This is a genomic window from Nitrosomonas sp., from assembly GCF_043753625.1.
GTDB lineage: Bacteria > Pseudomonadota > Gammaproteobacteria > Burkholderiales > Nitrosomonadaceae > Nitrosomonas.
This window is the reverse complement of record NZ_JAYUWI010000050.1, coordinates 1-17282: the sequence shown is the minus strand read 5'-3', so window position 1 is coordinate 17282 and position 17282 is coordinate 1. Positions and strand designations below refer to the sequence as shown.

Here is a 17282-nt window from a genome sequence, read left to right as displayed (position 1 = left end):
GTACGGAGGGTATGGATTTGGTGGATATGGCATGAGTGGGTTTGGTTATCCATTTTATTATCCGCCGCCGGTGATCGTACCGACCACTCCGCCGGTCTATATACAGCAACAACAGGCTCAGCCAATTCAGTCGGCTCAGCCACAAACCAATTATTGGTACTATTGTCAGAACCCGGATGGTTACTATCCCTATGTCAAGAATTGTCCGGGAGGCTGGCTGCAAGTAGCGCCACAGCCACCGGGACAATAATGCAAAGAGGTCAAGCCTGTTTACGCAGAGAAGAATTCATGTTACCGATGGCTGGCATACTGATCACGCCGACAAGTCCAAGCGGTTATATTGCCATTACCGGTTTCTGGCAAAAGCTTTGAGCAGTTTCACGTCGATTAAATGGGTGATGTTTTTGTCAGAAGATACGATTGGATAAATTAAGCACAACCAATTCTCATTGTCAGGAGATTTTGAAATGATTGAGCAAAAGAAAATAATTGAGCCGGAGAAAGTGGCTTGTGAGGTGTGTTTTAAAGAGATACCACTATCCGAGGCAACGAGTGTCAAGGCGATTGATTATATCGTGTACTACTGCGGTCTTGATTGCTACGATAAATGGAGGAAGCAGAAAGCAGAGCCGGAATCTTCAACGGGGGGGATTGAGTAATTCGGTTAGGGGAGCACTGAAGTTTAATATGTTATATAAAATAAAGCAACAAATCAGTCAGTTGCAGTAATCATTCTCTTTAAACCATTTAACAGCATCTTTAAGTGCTTCAATTGAGGGCCGGTATTGATAACCTAATTCACGGCGTGCTTTTTCACTGGAGAAGAACATCAGTTTTTTAGCCATATGAATACTATCCAGGGTCGCCCGTGGTTCAATGTGTGTGAAAGATGCAATCTTTTCCATAAGCCACGCCATTGGAAGCATTAAGCCGATCGGTATATTGATGCGATTTTGTTGTGTCCCATTGATTTCATCAATGGCCTGAAGGATTTGCAGCAATGACATATTATCACCACCCAGTATGTAACGCTCTCCCGGTTTTCCATGTTGATAAGCCAGTAAATGACCATAAGCAATATCGTCAACATGAGCAATATTTAATCCAGTATTCACATAAGCTGGCATTCGGCCCATTAATGTATCCAGAACAATACGGCCTGTTGGTGTCGGACGAATGTCTCCGGGGCCAATCGGGGTTGATGGATTGACGATGATTAACGGTAACTGGTGATCGTCGGTCAGTTGTTTCACCATTTGTTCAGCCAGATATTTAGAACGTTTGTAATATCCTGCGATGGCAGTGAAATTGGATGGTGTATCTTCATTAGCAGAAGATCCATCTTGTTTTAAACCTAACGTTGCTACGCTGCTGGTATAAACAATACGCTTTATGCCTTCCTCAGTCGCTGCCATGATCAGTGCACGTGTGCCATTGACGTTGATTTCATGCATGGTTTCTGGATCAGGAACCCAAAGACGATAGTCAGCAGCAACATGAAACAGATTATCGCAACCCTTAATTGCGCGTCTTAGCGATTGATGATCCCGTAGATCACCCTCAGTAATCTCAACAGAAAAGTTTTCCAGGTTTTTCCGATCACTATCTGGTCTGACCAATACACGAACTTCGTGATTCGCCGTTAGCAAGCATCGCATAACAGCAGAGCCAAGGAATCCTGTTGCACCAGTGACCAATGATTTCATAATGCTTTGTATTTTTGTATTACTTCTAAGTTATATAAGCAGGTTATTGATTATTTTTTCAATCGCTGAAATAAGTTTCCTTGTGTATAGCCACTTCAGGGAGCTTGCTGGATGTTAGCTTAAAAAGTAATTCTAATATCCAATCCTGACTGGCAAACAAACTGGTTGTTACAATGGTGGCTCTAACACTGCGGCGGCTTATTTTAACTTGAGTTCCTTCAGAAAAATCCCGGTGTTGATTAATTTTATTTAAAGTTAGGATCGCCATACCGATTGCCCATAAACAGAACCGGCGAATTCCTTTTTCTTGTGGAGGAATCAAACTGGTATATATCAGCGCATCTTGTAAATGACCTTTGGCTACACCCAATAACTCTGCTAATCCGGCCTGGAATTTTGTATCGGATGTACCCGGCTGCAAATCAACGAGATTAAATCCATTTTTAAGAAAAATATCTTGCGGTAACCAGCAAGCGCCGCGTTTACGGTCATCCCAAATATCTTTGAGGATATTTGTCATCTGCAATCCTTGTCCGAAGGATACGGAAAGTTTCATCAGGGTCGATTTCTGGCTATTCATTTCCTCTGAATAATCACAGAATAACTCGGTTAACATTTCACCGACTACCCCGGCAACGTAATAGCAATACTGATTCATTGCGGACAGATCTTTGAGACCTTCCAGAGATTCTGTTTCCTGATAATCGGACATGCCCTGTGCCATGATTCGAACGCAACGCTCCAATGCTTTGCGCTGCGTCGGATTAAAGCCATGCGTGATGCGAATGACCGCAGGAGTATTTTTAATTAAATCATGTTCTGCTGGAATTGTATGCTCGGAAAGCAAGGGGTATAGCTGTTGTGCAAAATCTTCGGCTGATGCATTGCCACGCACCACTTCAGAGAACATATGCGATAGCTGCCGGGTTTGTTCTAAAGTTAAAGCGCTATCATCTTCAATGGTGTCGGTGATGCGGCATAGAAGATATGCATTGCCGATAACACGGCGTAAAGCTTCAGGTAGCTGTGGAATAGTTAATGCAAAAGTGCGAGATACACCTTGCAAAATATGGTCCTGATACTGTTCATCATCGAAACTAGAAGAAAGGCTTGTCATTACTGATTTGTCATAAAACGATAAGGCATATTACTACAATTGAGCGCATCTCCAAATTCTATGCCATTAAATTAAGACAGGATTCGTTCGGTAGCGATTAATTGATCAATTGTCTCACGCTCCCGGATGATATGAATTTTGTTTTTATCTACCATAATTTCGGCGGCGCGTGGCCGGGTATTGTAATTTGAACTCATGCTCATGCCATAGGCACCGGTTGACATAATTGCCAATAAATCTCCATTGATCAAACTAAGCTTGCGATCATGACCCAGAAAATCACCTGTTTCACAAACAGGGCCAACAACTTGATAGTTCTTGATTTCCTCATTGTTTCTGGCGACTGGAAGAATCTCATGATAGGCATCATAGAGTGCTGGGCGCATTAAATCATTCATTGCTGCATCGACAATAGCGAAGTTTCGCGCGGGTGTATGCTTCAGGTATTCGATTCGAGTCAGTAGGATGCCTGAGTTACCCACGAGTGAGCGGCCTGGTTCAATTAAAAGGCGTTGTTTGACTTGTTGTGTGCTAGCACACAGTGCGGAAACATAATCCTTAATCGACGGTGGTGTTTCACTTGTATAGCGAATGCCTAAGCCACCTCCTAAATCCAGGTGTTCAATCGCTAAGCCCTGCGACTGCAGGGTGTCGAGTAAATTAAGCATTTTGCTACTCGCTTGCATGAATGGTTCAAGTTCTGTCAGTTGCGAGCCAATGTGACAATCTAATCCGGTAAACCGGATGTGGGCATACTGGTGAGCGGATTGGTAAATTCTTTCAGCTTCAGTGGCCGGAATACCAAATTTATTTTCTTTAAGACCGGTAGAGATGTAGGGATGGGTTTTTGCATCGACATTTGGGTTTACGCGTAAGCTAACCGGTGCAATTTTGCCCATGTCTTTTGCGATCCGATTTAAAGCAATTAATTCCGCTTCAGATTCCACATTGAAACACAGAATATTGGTTTCCAGAGCCAAGCGCATCTCGTCGGTATTCTTACCAACCCCGGAGAAAACTATTTTCTTCGGATCTCCGCCTGCTTTAATAACCCGAAGTAGTTCACCGCCTGATACGATATCGAAGCCGCTGCCAAGCTGTGCCAATAGATTGAGTATGGCAATGTTAGAGTTGGCTTTTACTGCATAACAAATTAAATGATTCCGTCCAGAAAAAGCAGAATCAAATTCCAGATATGCTTTGGTTAAGGCAGATCGTGAGTAGACATAGCATGGCGTGCCAAATTTATCCGCAATCTGTTTTAACGGCACAGATTCGACATAGAGCTCATTGTCATGGTAGGCAAATTCAGAAAATCCGCTCATTTCTTTTCAATTTCAGTAGATGAGGCACGACTGGCTTCATCCGTTTTTGGAAGATAGAGAGGCCCTTTAAGACCGCAAGCACTGAGTAGGTAGACTGAAAGCAGTATGATAAACAATAAACGCATAAGAAAATTCCTGAAGCAATAAATTTACGGGATACTAACATAAGAGAATAGTAAATTAATCAAACCAGTGATTAATTTTGGCAGTAGACGCTAAGGCTTAACGTTGGATAATTCAGCGGTTAGCCAAGCAACCAATTCATTAATTAACTGATTGCTTGCCGAACTTAAAGCGAATACGGCGCCTGCTGCATCTGCAGTAGGCGTTTTTTCAGCTACGCTGAGATCTTTCTGGGCTAATAGCTTGCGTGTATTGCGTTCAACTAAGCTGGCACGCAAACCAATAACAATATGGCTCGCGTCCATCGTATCAAATAGCTGAGTAAATTCTTCCAATTCAATATGTAAAGCATAATCAGCTTTCGCCGTGCTGTTGTCTTTTATGACCTGCTCGCTGGTACTGGCAACGATGTGGTTGCGTATCTGCTGAGTAAGCAAGGCAGCGGGTGCTGCTATCCAACGGCTGCTGGCATACGTATAGGACTGCGTGGGATTTTGATACAGCAACCGATAATGGATTGCATTGTTATCCAGCCATGATGGCGCCGTTGCATCGGCAATTAGCAAGCTCTTTCGATGCTGCAGTGCTTGCTGTGATATCAGTTTGGTAGTCTGCGTCTGTTGCATGCCGAAATCGTAAATAGAAACTGGGGATTGTGATTTATTGAATGCCACGCAACCTGTGAGCAGGAAAGCGCTAAGAGTTAATAATAGAGCAATTTTTGTCATTGAAGTTTGCCTGCAGGAGGGATAAAGCCGGCTTCTCCAGGGCCAGGTAATGATGGAGGACGGCCAAATAATAAGCTTTGCGGATTTTCTTCCAATTGATTCAATACTTTATCTAAATTATTTGAATTACGTTCAATGCTGTTACTCACTTTCCGCAATTCAGGAATCGTGGTTGCCAATTCCTGTGTGCTATGAGACAAGCTGTCAAAAATACCCTCTTTCTGATTAATTTTTGCTGCAGTAATATTTATTTCACCTAATAGTTGATCCAAATGCTTAACCAGGGTGGCAGACTGAGTTGATAGCTCGGTGACAGATTCCAATACAGGCTGTAAACGGCCAGCAATGCCATCAAAATTTCTGGTAGCCTTTTCGATATTCTGAAGAATTTGCGAGACATGTGTTTGATTCTGGTCGTCCAGCAATTGATGCAATTTTAGTACCAATTGATTCACATTGCTGAGCAAGTCTTGGCCTGATCCCGTCACCTCATCGAGTAACGAGCGGCGCATTGGGATTTGTGCGTCGCTGGGCAATTGCTCATCACCAGTGCCATTATCGTTGAGCTGTATATAAGCCAATCCAGTGACGCCTTGATAGCCCAGTTGTGCATAAATAGTATTCTGAAGCCTAACATTCTCATCAACCGAGATATGAATCAGAATCTGATGCGGATCATCCGGATCAAATTCGATATTTTCAACCTTGCCAATATTAACGCCGCGATAATGGACAGCGGATTGCGGGTTGAGCCCACCCACAGATTCTTTAGTCACTACGAGATAAGCATTGCGTTGGATATTGTTACCGCTGAACCATACCGCGACTAAAGTCACTGTGATACTCAGGAAAATAACAAATATGCCTGCTACGAGGGCATGGGCGCGGTTTTCCATGTTTGCTCCGGATAATTTTTTTGATCAATACTATGTCGTATGCTTTTAAAGAAGCTAGTAATAAATGGGTGCTGAAAGTTGCATACTTTATCCAAGGTGCCTGTTATAACGATCTGTTGATCAGCTAGGACTGCAATCCGATCGGATAATGCTACCAGTGTATCAAGATCATGTGTCACCATGACAATTGTTAGATCCATTTCACTGCGCAATGCGAGAATCAGTTCTACAAAGCTTTCACTTAATTCTGGGTCCAATCCGGCAGTAGGCTCGTCGAGAAATAATAGTTCAGGATCTAATGCCAGAGCCCGTGCCAGAGCAATACGTTTGATCATTCCACCGGATAGGGCGGCAGGCATTTTATTCGCATGTTCAGGTCCGATTGCCACCATATCCAATTTGATCATAACTAAGTCGCGAATCATTTCTTCACTGAGGGTGTGCAATTCACGTAACGGCAAAGCAACATTATCAAATACAGACAATGCGCTAAATAGCGCACCTTGCTGAAAAAGCACACCGGAGCGGCTTCGTATTTTCTTTTTCTGCAGAATAAAGCCGGGATCTCCCCGGGATCTCCCAAAAATTTTAACATTGCCTTGGGATGGTTGTTCCAGGCCAAGCATTTGGCGTAACAATGTCGTTTTCCCGCTCCCTGAGCCTCCGATCAACGTCAGTACTTCCCCACGTAAAACACATAAATTGATATCTTTATGGACAACCAGATTACCAAAGCGGGTGTATAGCGATTCAATTTCAATGATGTATTCCGGATTTGTCATTTTTCTAGGCAAGCCCTACATCGGAAAATACAATTGCAAAAATCGCATCGATAATAATGACCACTGTAATAGCTGTTACAACAGAAGAAGTGGTGCCTTCACCCAGGCTTTCCGTGTTGGGTTTGATCCTTAGACCAAAATGACACGCAATCAGCGCAATGACCATACCGCATACAACCCCTTTCCCCAGTCCTAGCCACAAATTGGCTATGGGCACAGAATCCGGTAATGCGGTTAGAAAATATCGGTAGTTTAAACCTAGCTGTAATTCTGCTGCGACCATGCCACCCAGCAAGGCGATCGCACTGGTCCACATAACTAATAATGGCATTGCGATGCCGAGGCCAAGAACTTTGGGTAATATCAGGCGCTGGCTATGCGAGATCCCCATAACAGTCAAAGCATCCAATTCCTGGGTTACGCGCATGACACCGAGTTGTGCTGTCATGGATGAACCGGAACGGCCGGCTACCAGGATTGCAGCTAGCATTGGACCCAATTCACGGATAATGCTAATTCCCAATAGATTAATAATGAAGATGTCTGCGCCAAATAGCTGTAATTGTTTGGAAGAGAGATAACTGATTACGATACCAATCAGAAATCCGACCAAAGCTGTGATGCCCAACGCTTGTGCGCCGGTGCGATATAAGTTTGCAGAAATTTCACGCCACGGAATATAAACAGGATGCCGAATTAAGTAAATAACATCAATCAGCAACTGGCCAATTAATATAATCAGACTCAGAGTATGCTGCCATAAAAGTAGCGCTAATCCGCCTAAAGTTGTTATAGGCCATAGCAAATCTCTCCGTTTACCTTCCGGTTGGAGATTAGGAAGATTTTCCAACCGTTTAAACATTTTTTCATGTTCAGGACGCAATTGTAAATGTTCGGGGCGTTGCGCTTTCCAGGCGCGCCATAACATAGCTGTACCCGTGGTATCCATTTGCTGAATACCCGTTAAATCCCAATAAAGATTCTTATTTTCGGCTTGCTGAGTCAGCTCGGCAGCTAGCGGTTCCCAAATGCGTTCCAGCGCCGCTAAAGTGTAATTACCCGTTAGGCTAATATGTGGATAGCCCTGTTTAGTGCAAAGTTGATGCCACTGGTTCATCGTTTTCTGAGAATGGCTGGTGCGTGTTGAATTTGGCTTGGTCTGATTCATAGAAACGCCAATTATGTTTATAACCAATAGCGATAAATTATTAACTAAGCAGGGTTCTCGATAGCCTACATCAAGCGTTCCATGATCTGCCAGAACAAGAAAAACTATTGTATAGGGTTATTGTGAAACAGATTACGCTGAATAAAAGTCTTCAAGCAATAAACGTGTTTATTTTACTTGAGCCATTTCAGAGCGTGCTAATGCCGGATTGTCCGCAAAGTATTTTTTAATCCCTAGATACATCGCATCAGCCATTTTATCTTGGTAGTTTTTACTGCGTAACTTCTCTTCTTCTTTCGGATTACTGAGAAAAGCTGTCTCCACCAGAATGGAAGGGATGTCAGGGGATTTAAGTACGGCAAAACCGGCTTGCTCGACATTTCTTTTATGTAAATGATTAATGCCACCCAGTTGTTTCAGAACATATTCAGCCAATTTGACGCTATCATTAATGGTTGCACTAAGTGACAGATCCAATAGCAACTCTCTAATAGCTTTTGATTTTGATGTGATGTCAATGCCGCTCATCAAATCGCTATCGACACTGTTTTCCTTATTAGCAAGCCAACTGGCCGTAGTTGATGTGGCACCATGCTCGGATAAGGTAAATACCGAGGAGCCGTGTGCGTGCGCCTTAGGATTGGCGTCTGCATGTATCGATACAAACAAATCCGCATTGGCACGCCGGGCATTAATACGCCGCTGCGGCAGTGAAATATAATAATCGTCGTCACGAGTCAGAACAGCACGCATATTCGGTTCTTTGTCGATGCGCTCTTTAAGCCTTCTGGCAATTGCCAAAGTAATGTCTTTTTCGTGGGTGCCTTGGTAACCCACTGCGCCTGGATCTTTGCCGCCATGACCGGGATCAATCGCCACGATGATAATCCGAGGAACCAAGCTTTTCTGTGGCGTCGTACTGGGTTTGCGGTTTTTTGCTGCTTGAAAGCTGTCAGGTTTCTTGGCTGGATTGAGCTGCGGTTTGGATGAATGCGGGCGAATCAGCGGCATCTGATTTGTTTTTTGCTTATTGCTGTTTTGTACCAACGTGGCAACCAATTCATCCAGAACGTCGTTCTCGAAATCAGCGGTGGCGGCGGGATTGATGCGAGCATTCAAATCGGCTTTGGTGGCTTTGTCCGGATGATAAATGTCCAATACCAGTCGATGCGCAAAATTTTCCTTGGGTTCAATTACAAATGTGCGTGGCACAACATTTGATTTTAGATCGAATACCAGCCGGATAACATGGGGAGTAAACTGACCGACACGAATTTTCTGCACAAAAGGGTCGATGGCATCGACTTTCTGAGGTAGCATGGCAAGTGCCTGAGAAAGCTTGGTGCGACTTAAATCGATAATAACGCGATGCGGATTCTCCAGCATACTTAATTCATACTCAAGCGGCTGATTGGATTCCAATGTGATACGGGTATAGTCGGGTGTTAATCCAACACGCACAGATTGAACAGTGGTGTCCACAGCCAGAACAGACGGGCTTAGAAATATAAAGATCAGAATAAAGAATGTCAAAAAGACATTTTCTATGGATGCAAGCTTCCCGCCATTACAATATACGATCATACTGTTTTCTGATTTTTCCATTGTATCAAGCATCGTTTTCCTGTTTCTGTGCCAGCCCGGATTTCAATACTCCGGCCGGTTTCAAGAATGCTGAAGAAAAGCTGTAGATCAGCTTTTGGCAACAAATCACCGGCTTTTTCAGGCCATTCCACCACACAAATTGAGTCTGAATTAAAATATTCGCGGAAGCCTGCTTCTTCCCATTCAAAGTAATCATTGAACCGATAAAAATCAAAGTGATACAAGTATAACTTAGAAATTTTATAGATTTCAACTAAATTATAGGTAGGACTTTTGACTACATGATGATAGTCGAGGCCGTGTAAAATACCGCGCGTCAGTGTTGTTTTCCCTGCTCCGAGATTGCCAAACAGATAAATAATCAATCCGGCATGCAAGGCGACAGCCATTTTTTTACCAAGAGCTAACATCGCTGCTTCATCAGCGAGATAATAAGTCAGGTTCTGTACTGGTTCAGAATCTGTAGAATGATCACTATGCAAGAGAATATCTCAACAAATAAATTACCTGATTATGCCGCCTTAGCGGCTGCCATTAAAGTATGGGGCAAGGAACTCGGGTTTTACGATATCCGAATTGCCGACGCGCTTGTAGATATGGCAGCGGTGGAATCCGGTTTATTCCATTGGCTGGAGCAAGGATATCATGGCGACATGGATTATATGGCGAAACATGGTACCAAGCGTACCCGGCCTGCCGAACTTGAGCCCGGAACGCAGCGGATTATTTCCGTGTGTATGAATTATGCGCCGCCGTCTGCTAAAAATAGCTGGGATGTGATCAATACGGGTGAACAGGCATTTATTTCGCGTTACGCGTTGGGCCGCGATTACCATAAGGTTTTGCGCGCACGCTTGCAGCAGCTGGCCGATAAAATGACGGCAGAAACGGGACCATTTAATTACCGCGTTTTTTCCGATAGCGCACCGGTGATGGAAGTCGCGTGGGCGCAGAAATCCGGATTGGGTTGGCGGGGCAAGCATACTTTATTGTTGTCTCGTCAGGCGGGTTCGATGTTTTTCCTCGGTGAAATGTATGTGGATTTGCCACTACCCGTTGACGATGAGACCGGAAATTATTGCGGCAGTTGTTCCAAATGTATCGATATTTGCCCGACACAAGCGATTGTCGCACCGTATCAGGTCGACGCGCGGCGTTGTATTTCCTATCTCACCATCGAACTCAAAGACAATATCCCGGAAGCGTTACGCCCGTTGATTGGCAATCGCATTTATGGATGCGATGATTGCCAATTGGTATGCCCGTGGAATAAATTCGCCCAAATCACCAACGAAAACGACTTTCATGTGCGCAATGGCATGGATGATGTGTCGCTGGTTGAATTATTCGGTTGGGATCAGGCAACGTTTGAGGCGAAACTGGCTGGCAGTGCAATCCGCCGCATTGGTCATCCGCAATGGTTGCGCAATATCGCCGTCGGCTTAGGCAATGCGCCTTACTCGAGCGCAATCGTTAAAGCACTACAAGCCCGGCTGGATGATGCTTCCGCCTTAGTGCGCGAGCATGTGCAATGGGCATTACAACAACAGAATACGAAAAGAACGGCAACTGAGGAAACATACCATGAATAAACGATCGATTATCGGTACACCGCTGAGTCCGTCAGCCACCAAAGTTATGTTGTTGGGCAGCGGTGAACTCGGCAAGGAAGTCATTATCGCTTTGCAACGTCTGGGTGTCGAAACCATTGCGGTAGATCGCTACGCCAACGCACCAGGGCAGCAGGTGGCGCATCGCGCGCATGTGATCAATATGGCGGACAGCCAGGCACTACGCGCTTTGATTGAACAAGAGCAGCCCGATATCATCGTTCCGGAAATTGAGGCGATTGCGACCGATGTGCTGGTTGAGATTGAACAAATGGGCATAGCCAAAGTAATCCCAACCGCGTGTGCCGCCAGGCTAACGATGAATCGCGAAGGCATCCGCTGCTTGGCGGCAGAGACACTGGGTTTACCGACTTCGCCTTACGCTTTTGCCAACAGCCTGGATGAATTGCGCGCCGCGATTGACGGCAAAATCGGTTATCCCTGTATCGTGAAACCGGTCATGTCGTCATCCGGAAAAGGGCAATCGCGCATTGACCATGCCGGGGAGGTCGAAGCGGCTTGGGATTATGCCGCGAGCGGCAGCCGCGTCAATCAAGGCCGGGTAATTGTCGAAGGCGTGATTCATTTTGATTACGAAATCACGCAACTGACGGTGCGCGCGCTGGATACGAATGGCGATGTGAAAACGCACTTCTGCGAACCGATCGGGCATGTGCAGGTGCATGGCGATTACGTCGAAAGCTGGCAACCGCAAGCAATGTCGCCGGTGGCATTGCAACGTGCGCGTGAAATTGCCCGGGAAATTACCGGTAATCTGGGCGGTCTTGGCATATTCGGCGTGGAATTGTTTATCCAAGGCGACCAAGTCTGGTTCAGCGAAGTCAGCCCGCGTCCGCATGATACCGGCATGGTGACAATGTGCAGCCAGAAGCAAAGTGAATTTGATTTGCATGCACGCGCCATATTGGGATTGCCGGTGGATACTTCCTTGCATGCGCCGGGTGCCAGCGCGGTGATTTACGGACAACTCGAAGCCAATGGCATTGCATTCTCCGGTGTTGTCGAAGCACTCAGCGTGCCGCAAAGCGATTTACGTTTGTTCGGCAAACCCGAGTCGTTTATGCGCCGTCGTATGGGGGTTGCATTAGCGAACGGCGCCAATACAGACGAAGCGCGGAGTCGTGCTAAACTTGCAGCCAGCCGGGTAAAACCTATTCAACCATAGAAAATCAAACAACAATTTAATAAAGGAAAATCATGACGATCGAACAACTCAACACGCAATTCGGTATTGCAGGCCAGGTGGAATTTATCGCAGGCAACGGTGGACTGCCGATGATTCAAGTCAAAACTGCCAAAGCCAAAGCCAAAGCCAAAGCCAAAGCCCTGATCTCGATTCACGCCGGTCAGGTATTGTCGTATCAGCCCGCCGGTGAGCCGGAAGATGTGATGTTCTTGAGCGCGAAAGCGTATTACCAGGACGGCAAAGCGATCAAAGGCGGCGCCCCAATTTGCTGGCCGTGGTTCGGTGCCGATCCGGAAGGCAAGGGAAGGCCAGGGCATGGTTTTGTGCGCAACCGCGGCTGGAATGTGGTAGCCACCGAAGCGTTGACAAATGGCGATATCAAAGTTACCGTTGGGCTGGATGATACAGCGGAAACGCAAGCCATCTGGCCGCACTCGTTCAGCCTGCGGCAGGAAATCGTAATCGGCGACACCTTGAACCTGTCATTGATTACGCGCAACACCGGCAAGGAAAAGTTCACCATTACCCAAGCGTTCCATACCTATTTCAAAGTCGGCGATATTACTCGTGCAAAAGTATTGGGACTGACCGGTTGTGACTATCTCGACAAAGCCGGTGGCGGCAACGCGCAAAAACATCAAACCGGAGACGTGACCATCGACGCCGAAGTCGACCGTATTTATTTAAATGTCAGCAATACCCTGACCATCGACGACGGCGCACTCAACCGCCGCATTCAAATCACCTCCCAAGGCAGCAAAACCGCCGTGGTATGGAATCCGTGGGAGAAAATCGCCAAAGATATGGCGGATTTGGAAGATGCCGATTATCAACGTCTGTTGTGTGTTGAAACTACCAATGCGGCGAACGATGTTGTGGAAGTTGCGCCGGGTGGGGAGTGCCGCTTAACAGCGAATTATTGGTTAATTCGAAATTAAAATGAGGCGATTAGAATCGTATGACTATGAAACTTAACTGACAACTATGAGTTTACGTTTTTATTCTGACTCTTTATATTTAATAAATCGATGAAGTGATTGCAAGTTACAATTATCTACTTGTGATTGCTTCAAATTAATAGAAGAACCTTTTTTAACCTTATACGTTCTTTTGTTCTAATAGGATACTGATTAGCGTGGGCGAAGTAATAAATTTAATTGAAACCATAAAATGGCCACTTTTAATAGTTGGCATTATTATATGGACCCGAAATGATTTACGTCTTCTATTGAAAGAACTTGTTCGAAGGGTATCAGATGGCACTGCGTTTACATCGCCAATTTTATCTATGGAAGAACGGAAAAATTCTGAAATTGGTCGAGATTTTTTAACTCTCTTTGACTCATCTGAAAGCATAATTATTGATTCAACTGTTTTGTTAGGAAAAAATGGAAAACGATTTTCTGAATCAGTTTCTCCAAATATGCCTGCTTGGGTATTTATTCATAAAGTGAGATTGCAACTTGAACCATTTGTCCAGCCATATACTTATTCACAAGAATGGCTTTTAGAATCTAAAGAGACTGGGAGAATATTCCTGGACATTGGTGTAAATCGACCAGATACTAAAGGAGATAAATTTGACGCACGTACTGTAAATGAAGTTGGTATTTACGGTTGTAAAGAACTTATAGTTATAAGTGCAAAAATGCTGAACAATAGCACGTAGGTTGGGCTGCCGAAGAAAGCCCAACATCAAACCTACGGTGTTGAGGATAGGCCAAAATGCTCGCCATTTATAAACTGCATCTTTTTATTTCCTCGAAAATGTTTCACGTTCGCCTGGCAGTCATGAACGATGCTCCCGTAGCCACTCCATGAGCGCTTCATCCATGCGTGTCTGCCAGCCGCTGCCGGTAGCGCGGAACGATTCGACCACTTCGCGCGATAAACGGATAGTAATCCGTTCTTTGGTTACAGCGGCGCGCGGACGGCCTACTCGTTTCAATTTCGCAAACTCGGCATCGGTCAGCGGTAAAGCATCCGGATCGGACATCGCGGCTGCGGTGATGGCTTCATCTTCTTCCGGTGTCGGCAAATACACTTTTTTGCCTGATTTAGTCTTGAGATACATAGCGTTTAACCTCTCTAGCATTTGCCTTACGCAGGCTAATAATGCGGCGATAGTCGCCGCGGTCGGTGAATGCCACATAAAATACGCGTTGTTTTGATGAGCGCGAGGGCGATGATGCGTATTTCACCGTATTCCATGCGCGTATCCTGCCACAATTGAGCGGATTCCCAGTCAAGTTCAGAAGCCAGCGCCATTGATACGCCATGTTTGGCGATATTGGCAGCATCTTTGGTGGGATCGAATGTGATTTTCACATACATAATTGTGCATACAAAAATAATCTTGATCAAGTTATTTCTGGGCACGCCAGGGTTATGTCTTGACATAACGGCCATACAACGACTGAAACATCAAACTGGAATTTTAGTCAATCAGATTCTTTCCTAAAATTTCTTCTGTGTGGTGAGCTATGAGGTTGCTGATCAAAGTTGGGCAGTGCTACAGTTTTTCATGGCCTATTGAGACATGCCCGGCTGTACGGAATAAGTCACTACGATTTATTCCGGCGGTATAGCGCTGCCAATAAAAATAGGGCCCTGGATCGGTTTTGCGGCCGGGGGCGATGTCGGAATGCCCGGCGATATCCTTGATCGGGTAGTGGGCGCACAAGCACTGCGTCAAGGCAGCTAAGGCGGTATATTGCGCATCGGTAAACGCTGTTGTATCACTGCCTTCCAGTTCAATGCTGATCGAGTAATCATTGCAGCGATCTTTACCTTGCCAACTGGATGCACCGGCATGCCAGGCACGATCATGACAGGACACAAACTGTATTGTCGTGCCGTCCCGGCGGATAAAAAAATGCGCGGATACTTTGAGTCCTTGCAAGGATTGATAATACGGATGCGCCTGCGGGTTGATTTGGTTGGTAAATAATTCAATCACGCCATCGCCGCCAAATTCGTTCGGCGGGAGGCTGATGTTGTGGATCACCAATAAGCTGATTTCCGTGCCCGTCGGACGTTCATCATAATTGGGTGAGGCGATAAATTGAGAGGTGTCGAGCAAGCCGTGAGCATCAATGTGCATGATAGAATGGATTAATAATTGTATGTCCATGCATGGTAGCTTACCTTAACAACACTTGAAAACCGGAATCGCATGAAGCAAGGCAAATTCATTACGCTGGAAGGCATTGATGGTGCGGGTAAATCGACTCAGCTTGCCTGGATTGTCGAGCTATTGCAACGTGTTGGAATTCCCACTGTGGTTACCCGCGAGCCGGGTGGGACCGCTTTGGGGGAGAAACTGCGTGATATGTTGCTTGATGGATCACTCATGATTTATCCTGAAACAGAAGCGCTGCTGATGTTCGCTGCACGCCGTGAGCACCTTGGGAGAGTGATCTTGCCAGCATTAAAGGAAGGTCAGTGGGTAATATCGGATCGCTTTACCGATGCCAGCTTTGCGTATCAAGGCGGGGGTAGGGAGCTGGATGCCGGTAAGCTGGATATCTTGGAACATTGGGTGCAAGGCGATTTGCAACCGGACTTAACGCTGTATTTCGATGTGCCGGTGGAAGTAGGGCGACAGCGTGTTAGTCAAGGAGGGAGTATGGATCGATTCGAGCAAGAACAAGCCGGTTTTTTCCAGCGTGTGCGTGCCGCTTATCTAAACAGAGCCAAACAATTTCCTGATCGGATAAAGCTCATCGACAGCAGCCAATCTTTGGCCGAAGTCAAAGCTGCGGTTGAACGAACACTACAATGCGTGCTGAATCATGGCTGATATTTTTATCTGGCAACAGGAAATCTGGCAGAAATTGACGCAGAACCGTAAATTTCTCGGACATGCCTTATTGCTCAAAGGGAAAAAGGGAATCGGCAAATATGAATTTGCGCGCCAACTGGCGAAATCATTGCTATGCACAGCGCCGACTGCAGCGCATAAAGCGTGCGGGGAATGTTTAAGCTGTGGATGGTTTGAGCAAAGTAGCCATCCAAATTTTTATCCGGTCATGCCGGAAGCGTTAACAGTCAATCCAGGTGAGCATAGCGAAAAAGAAGAGGGTGAGGAAAAATCCGGCAGTGCTGCAACCAAGAAACCCGCCAGCCAGCAAATCGGTATCGATCAGATTCGCAAACTGACTGATTTTGTTTATATGACCGGGCATCAAAACGGTTACAAAGTTATCCTGATTTATCCGGCTGAGGCGATGAATACGGCATCCGCCAATGCGCTGTTAAAAAAACTCGAGGAACCGCCGGAACACGTTTTGTTTATTCTGATCACGCATCAAGCGCAGCATTTACTACCGACAATACGCAGCCGCTGCCAGCAGATCGCCATGCCGATACCGGATGTGGAAACTTCTGTGGCATGGTTAAAACAGCAGGCGGTCAGTGATCCGGAAGCTTGCCTGGCTGCCGCCGGTTTTTCTCCGGTATCTGCGTTGTTGCTGGGCAAAGGAGAAAATGCAACACAATACGAGCAATTCATCCAGCAGATCGGCCGCCCCAACCAGCTGGATCCGCTTTCTCTGGCCGCTGCCTTGCAGCAAACGAATCTCTCTGTTGTCGTCAACTGGCTGCAAAAGTGGTGCTATGACTTGGTCAGTTATCGCACCACCGGAAAAATCCGCTACTACTTGAACCAGTTGACTCCAATTAAAACACTGAGCGGACAAATTGACTTGCTGGAATGCATTACCTTTACCCGGGCTTTAAATACCAAGCAACAACTGTCGCATCATCCGCTGAATCCCCGCTTATTTCTGGAAGAGCTGTTCATCGACTATGCCGCGATGATGCGTAATAAATAATCACTTCTTCTCACTGAGCTTCCCCCGAGAAATAGTCTTCCAAGGGTGACGTACAATTAACGTTACATTTGTGAGGAAGACGATGAAGAAGATACCGAAGCAGGAATACACGATCGAGTTCAAGGAGCAAGCGGTCAAGCAAGTGAAGATGGGAAAGTCGATTGGTCTGGTAGCGAAGGA

At 45.8% G+C, this 17282-nt stretch carries 21 protein-coding genes and 1 pseudogene; 9 read left to right on the top strand and 13 right to left on the bottom strand.

Translation table 11 applies throughout. From position 1 onward, the window contains the following. From ACH10T_RS04915 to ACH10T_RS04905, 3 genes and pseudogenes are all read left to right on the top strand, one after another. Positions 1-250, top strand: a pseudogene (locus ACH10T_RS04915) (hypothetical protein); the annotation flags it as partial. After that, a complete protein-coding gene (locus ACH10T_RS04910) occupies positions 250-372 on the top strand; it encodes a hypothetical protein (protein WP_394808207.1) in 123 nt (40 codons plus the stop codon). The pseudogene ACH10T_RS04915 and the gene ACH10T_RS04910, both read left to right, overlap by 1 nt. Before the next feature lie 95 nt (positions 373-467). After that, the gene (locus tag ACH10T_RS04905; RefSeq protein WP_394808206.1) at positions 468-659 is read left to right on the top strand and encodes a DUF3330 domain-containing protein; all 192 of its coding nucleotides are present in this window, start codon (positions 468-470) and stop codon (positions 657-659) included. 57 nt (positions 660-716) lie between these two features. Here ACH10T_RS04905 and hpnA read toward each other — a convergent pair whose 3' ends face one another. From hpnA to tsaE, 10 genes are all read right to left on the bottom strand, one after another. Next, a complete protein-coding gene (gene hpnA / locus ACH10T_RS04900) occupies positions 717-1706 on the bottom strand; it encodes a hopanoid-associated sugar epimerase (protein ID WP_394808205.1) in 990 nt (329 codons plus the stop codon). A 58-nt stretch (positions 1707-1764) separates the two neighbouring features. After that, positions 1765-2823, bottom strand: a complete 1059-nt coding sequence (locus ACH10T_RS04895) for a phytoene/squalene synthase family protein (protein WP_394808204.1) — start codon at positions 2821-2823, stop codon at positions 1765-1767. A gap of 71 nt (positions 2824-2894) precedes the next feature. Then, positions 2895-4148 carry a diaminopimelate decarboxylase gene (lysA, locus tag ACH10T_RS04890; protein ID WP_394808203.1) on the bottom strand — a complete coding sequence of 418 codons (1254 nt, stop codon included), beginning with the start codon at positions 4146-4148 and terminating at the stop codon, positions 2895-2897. Next, the gene (locus ACH10T_RS04885) at positions 4145-4273 is read right to left on the bottom strand and encodes a lipoprotein (protein WP_394808202.1); all 129 of its coding nucleotides are present in this window, start codon (positions 4271-4273) and stop codon (positions 4145-4147) included. Before ACH10T_RS04885 ends, lysA begins: the two co-directional genes overlap by 4 nt. 90 nt (positions 4274-4363) lie before the next feature. Continuing rightward, complete coding sequence (locus ACH10T_RS04880; RefSeq protein ID WP_394808201.1) at positions 4364-4999, bottom strand: ABC-type transport auxiliary lipoprotein family protein; 636 nt, start codon at positions 4997-4999, stop codon at positions 4364-4366. Then, positions 4996-5895 carry an MlaD family protein gene (locus tag ACH10T_RS04875; RefSeq protein ID WP_394808200.1) on the bottom strand — a complete coding sequence of 300 codons (900 nt, stop codon included), beginning with the start codon at positions 5893-5895 and terminating at the stop codon, positions 4996-4998. The genes ACH10T_RS04880 and ACH10T_RS04875 overlap by 4 nt, the downstream gene beginning before the upstream one ends. Next, positions 5868-6677: an ABC transporter ATP-binding protein gene (locus ACH10T_RS04870; protein WP_394808199.1), complete on the bottom strand. Its 810-nt coding sequence runs from the start codon at positions 6675-6677 to the stop codon at positions 5868-5870. Before ACH10T_RS04870 ends, ACH10T_RS04875 begins: the two co-directional genes overlap by 28 nt. A gap of 4 nt (positions 6678-6681) precedes the next feature. Next, a complete protein-coding gene (locus ACH10T_RS04865; RefSeq protein ID WP_394808198.1) occupies positions 6682-7845 on the bottom strand; it encodes an ABC transporter permease in 1164 nt (387 codons plus the stop codon). 168 nt (positions 7846-8013) lie between these two features. Beyond that, positions 8014-9462 carry an N-acetylmuramoyl-L-alanine amidase gene (locus tag ACH10T_RS04860; protein WP_394808197.1) on the bottom strand — a complete coding sequence of 483 codons (1449 nt, stop codon included), beginning with the start codon at positions 9460-9462 and terminating at the stop codon, positions 8014-8016. Further along, entirely contained in the window at positions 9426-9932 is a 507-nt protein-coding gene (gene tsaE, locus ACH10T_RS04855; RefSeq protein WP_394808196.1) for a tRNA (adenosine(37)-N6)-threonylcarbamoyltransferase complex ATPase subunit type 1 TsaE, read from the bottom strand. Before tsaE ends, ACH10T_RS04860 begins: the two co-directional genes overlap by 37 nt. On the opposite strand from tsaE, the gene queG reads away from it, so the two are divergent. The 4 genes from queG (at position 9927) to ACH10T_RS04835 (ending at position 13936) form a co-directional block, all read left to right on the top strand. After that, positions 9927-11042 (top strand): tRNA epoxyqueuosine(34) reductase QueG, encoded by a 1116-nt coding sequence (gene queG / locus ACH10T_RS04850; RefSeq protein ID WP_394808195.1) that lies wholly within the window; start codon positions 9927-9929, stop codon positions 11040-11042. The genes tsaE and queG overlap by 6 nt on opposite strands. After that, positions 11035-12246 carry a formate-dependent phosphoribosylglycinamide formyltransferase gene (gene purT, locus ACH10T_RS04845; protein ID WP_394808194.1) on the top strand — a complete coding sequence of 404 codons (1212 nt, stop codon included), beginning with the start codon at positions 11035-11037 and terminating at the stop codon, positions 12244-12246. Before queG ends, purT begins: the two co-directional genes overlap by 8 nt. Before the next feature lie 32 nt (positions 12247-12278). Then, entirely contained in the window at positions 12279-13205 is a 927-nt protein-coding gene (locus ACH10T_RS04840) for a D-hexose-6-phosphate mutarotase (protein WP_394808193.1), read from the top strand. A gap of 197 nt (positions 13206-13402) precedes the next feature. Continuing rightward, complete coding sequence (locus ACH10T_RS04835; RefSeq protein ID WP_394808192.1) at positions 13403-13936, top strand: hypothetical protein; 534 nt, start codon at positions 13403-13405, stop codon at positions 13934-13936. 120 nt (positions 13937-14056) lie between these two features. On the opposite strand, the gene ACH10T_RS04830 is transcribed toward ACH10T_RS04835, so the two are convergent. The 3 genes from ACH10T_RS04830 to ampD form a co-directional block, all read right to left on the bottom strand. After that, a complete protein-coding gene (locus ACH10T_RS04830) occupies positions 14057-14341 on the bottom strand; it encodes a BrnA antitoxin family protein (protein WP_394808191.1) in 285 nt (94 codons plus the stop codon). A 35-nt stretch (positions 14342-14376) separates the two neighbouring features. After that, entirely contained in the window at positions 14377-14667 is a 291-nt protein-coding gene (locus tag ACH10T_RS04825) for a BrnT family toxin (protein ID WP_394808190.1), read from the bottom strand. 112 nt (positions 14668-14779) lie between these two features. Continuing rightward, positions 14780-15370: a 1,6-anhydro-N-acetylmuramyl-L-alanine amidase AmpD gene (ampD, locus tag ACH10T_RS04820; RefSeq protein ID WP_394808208.1), complete on the bottom strand. Its 591-nt coding sequence runs from the start codon at positions 15368-15370 to the stop codon at positions 14780-14782. A 72-nt stretch (positions 15371-15442) separates the two neighbouring features. Here ampD and tmk point away from each other — a divergent pair, with 72 nt between their 5' ends. Continuing rightward, positions 15443-16069, top strand: a complete 627-nt coding sequence (tmk, locus tag ACH10T_RS04815; protein WP_394808189.1) for a dTMP kinase — start codon at positions 15443-15445, stop codon at positions 16067-16069. Beyond that, on the top strand, positions 16062-17102 hold the full coding sequence (holB, locus tag ACH10T_RS04810; RefSeq protein ID WP_394808188.1) for a DNA polymerase III subunit delta': 1041 nt from the start codon (positions 16062-16064) through the stop codon (positions 17100-17102). Before tmk ends, holB begins: the two co-directional genes overlap by 8 nt. Positions 17103-17282 lie beyond the last annotated feature (180 nt).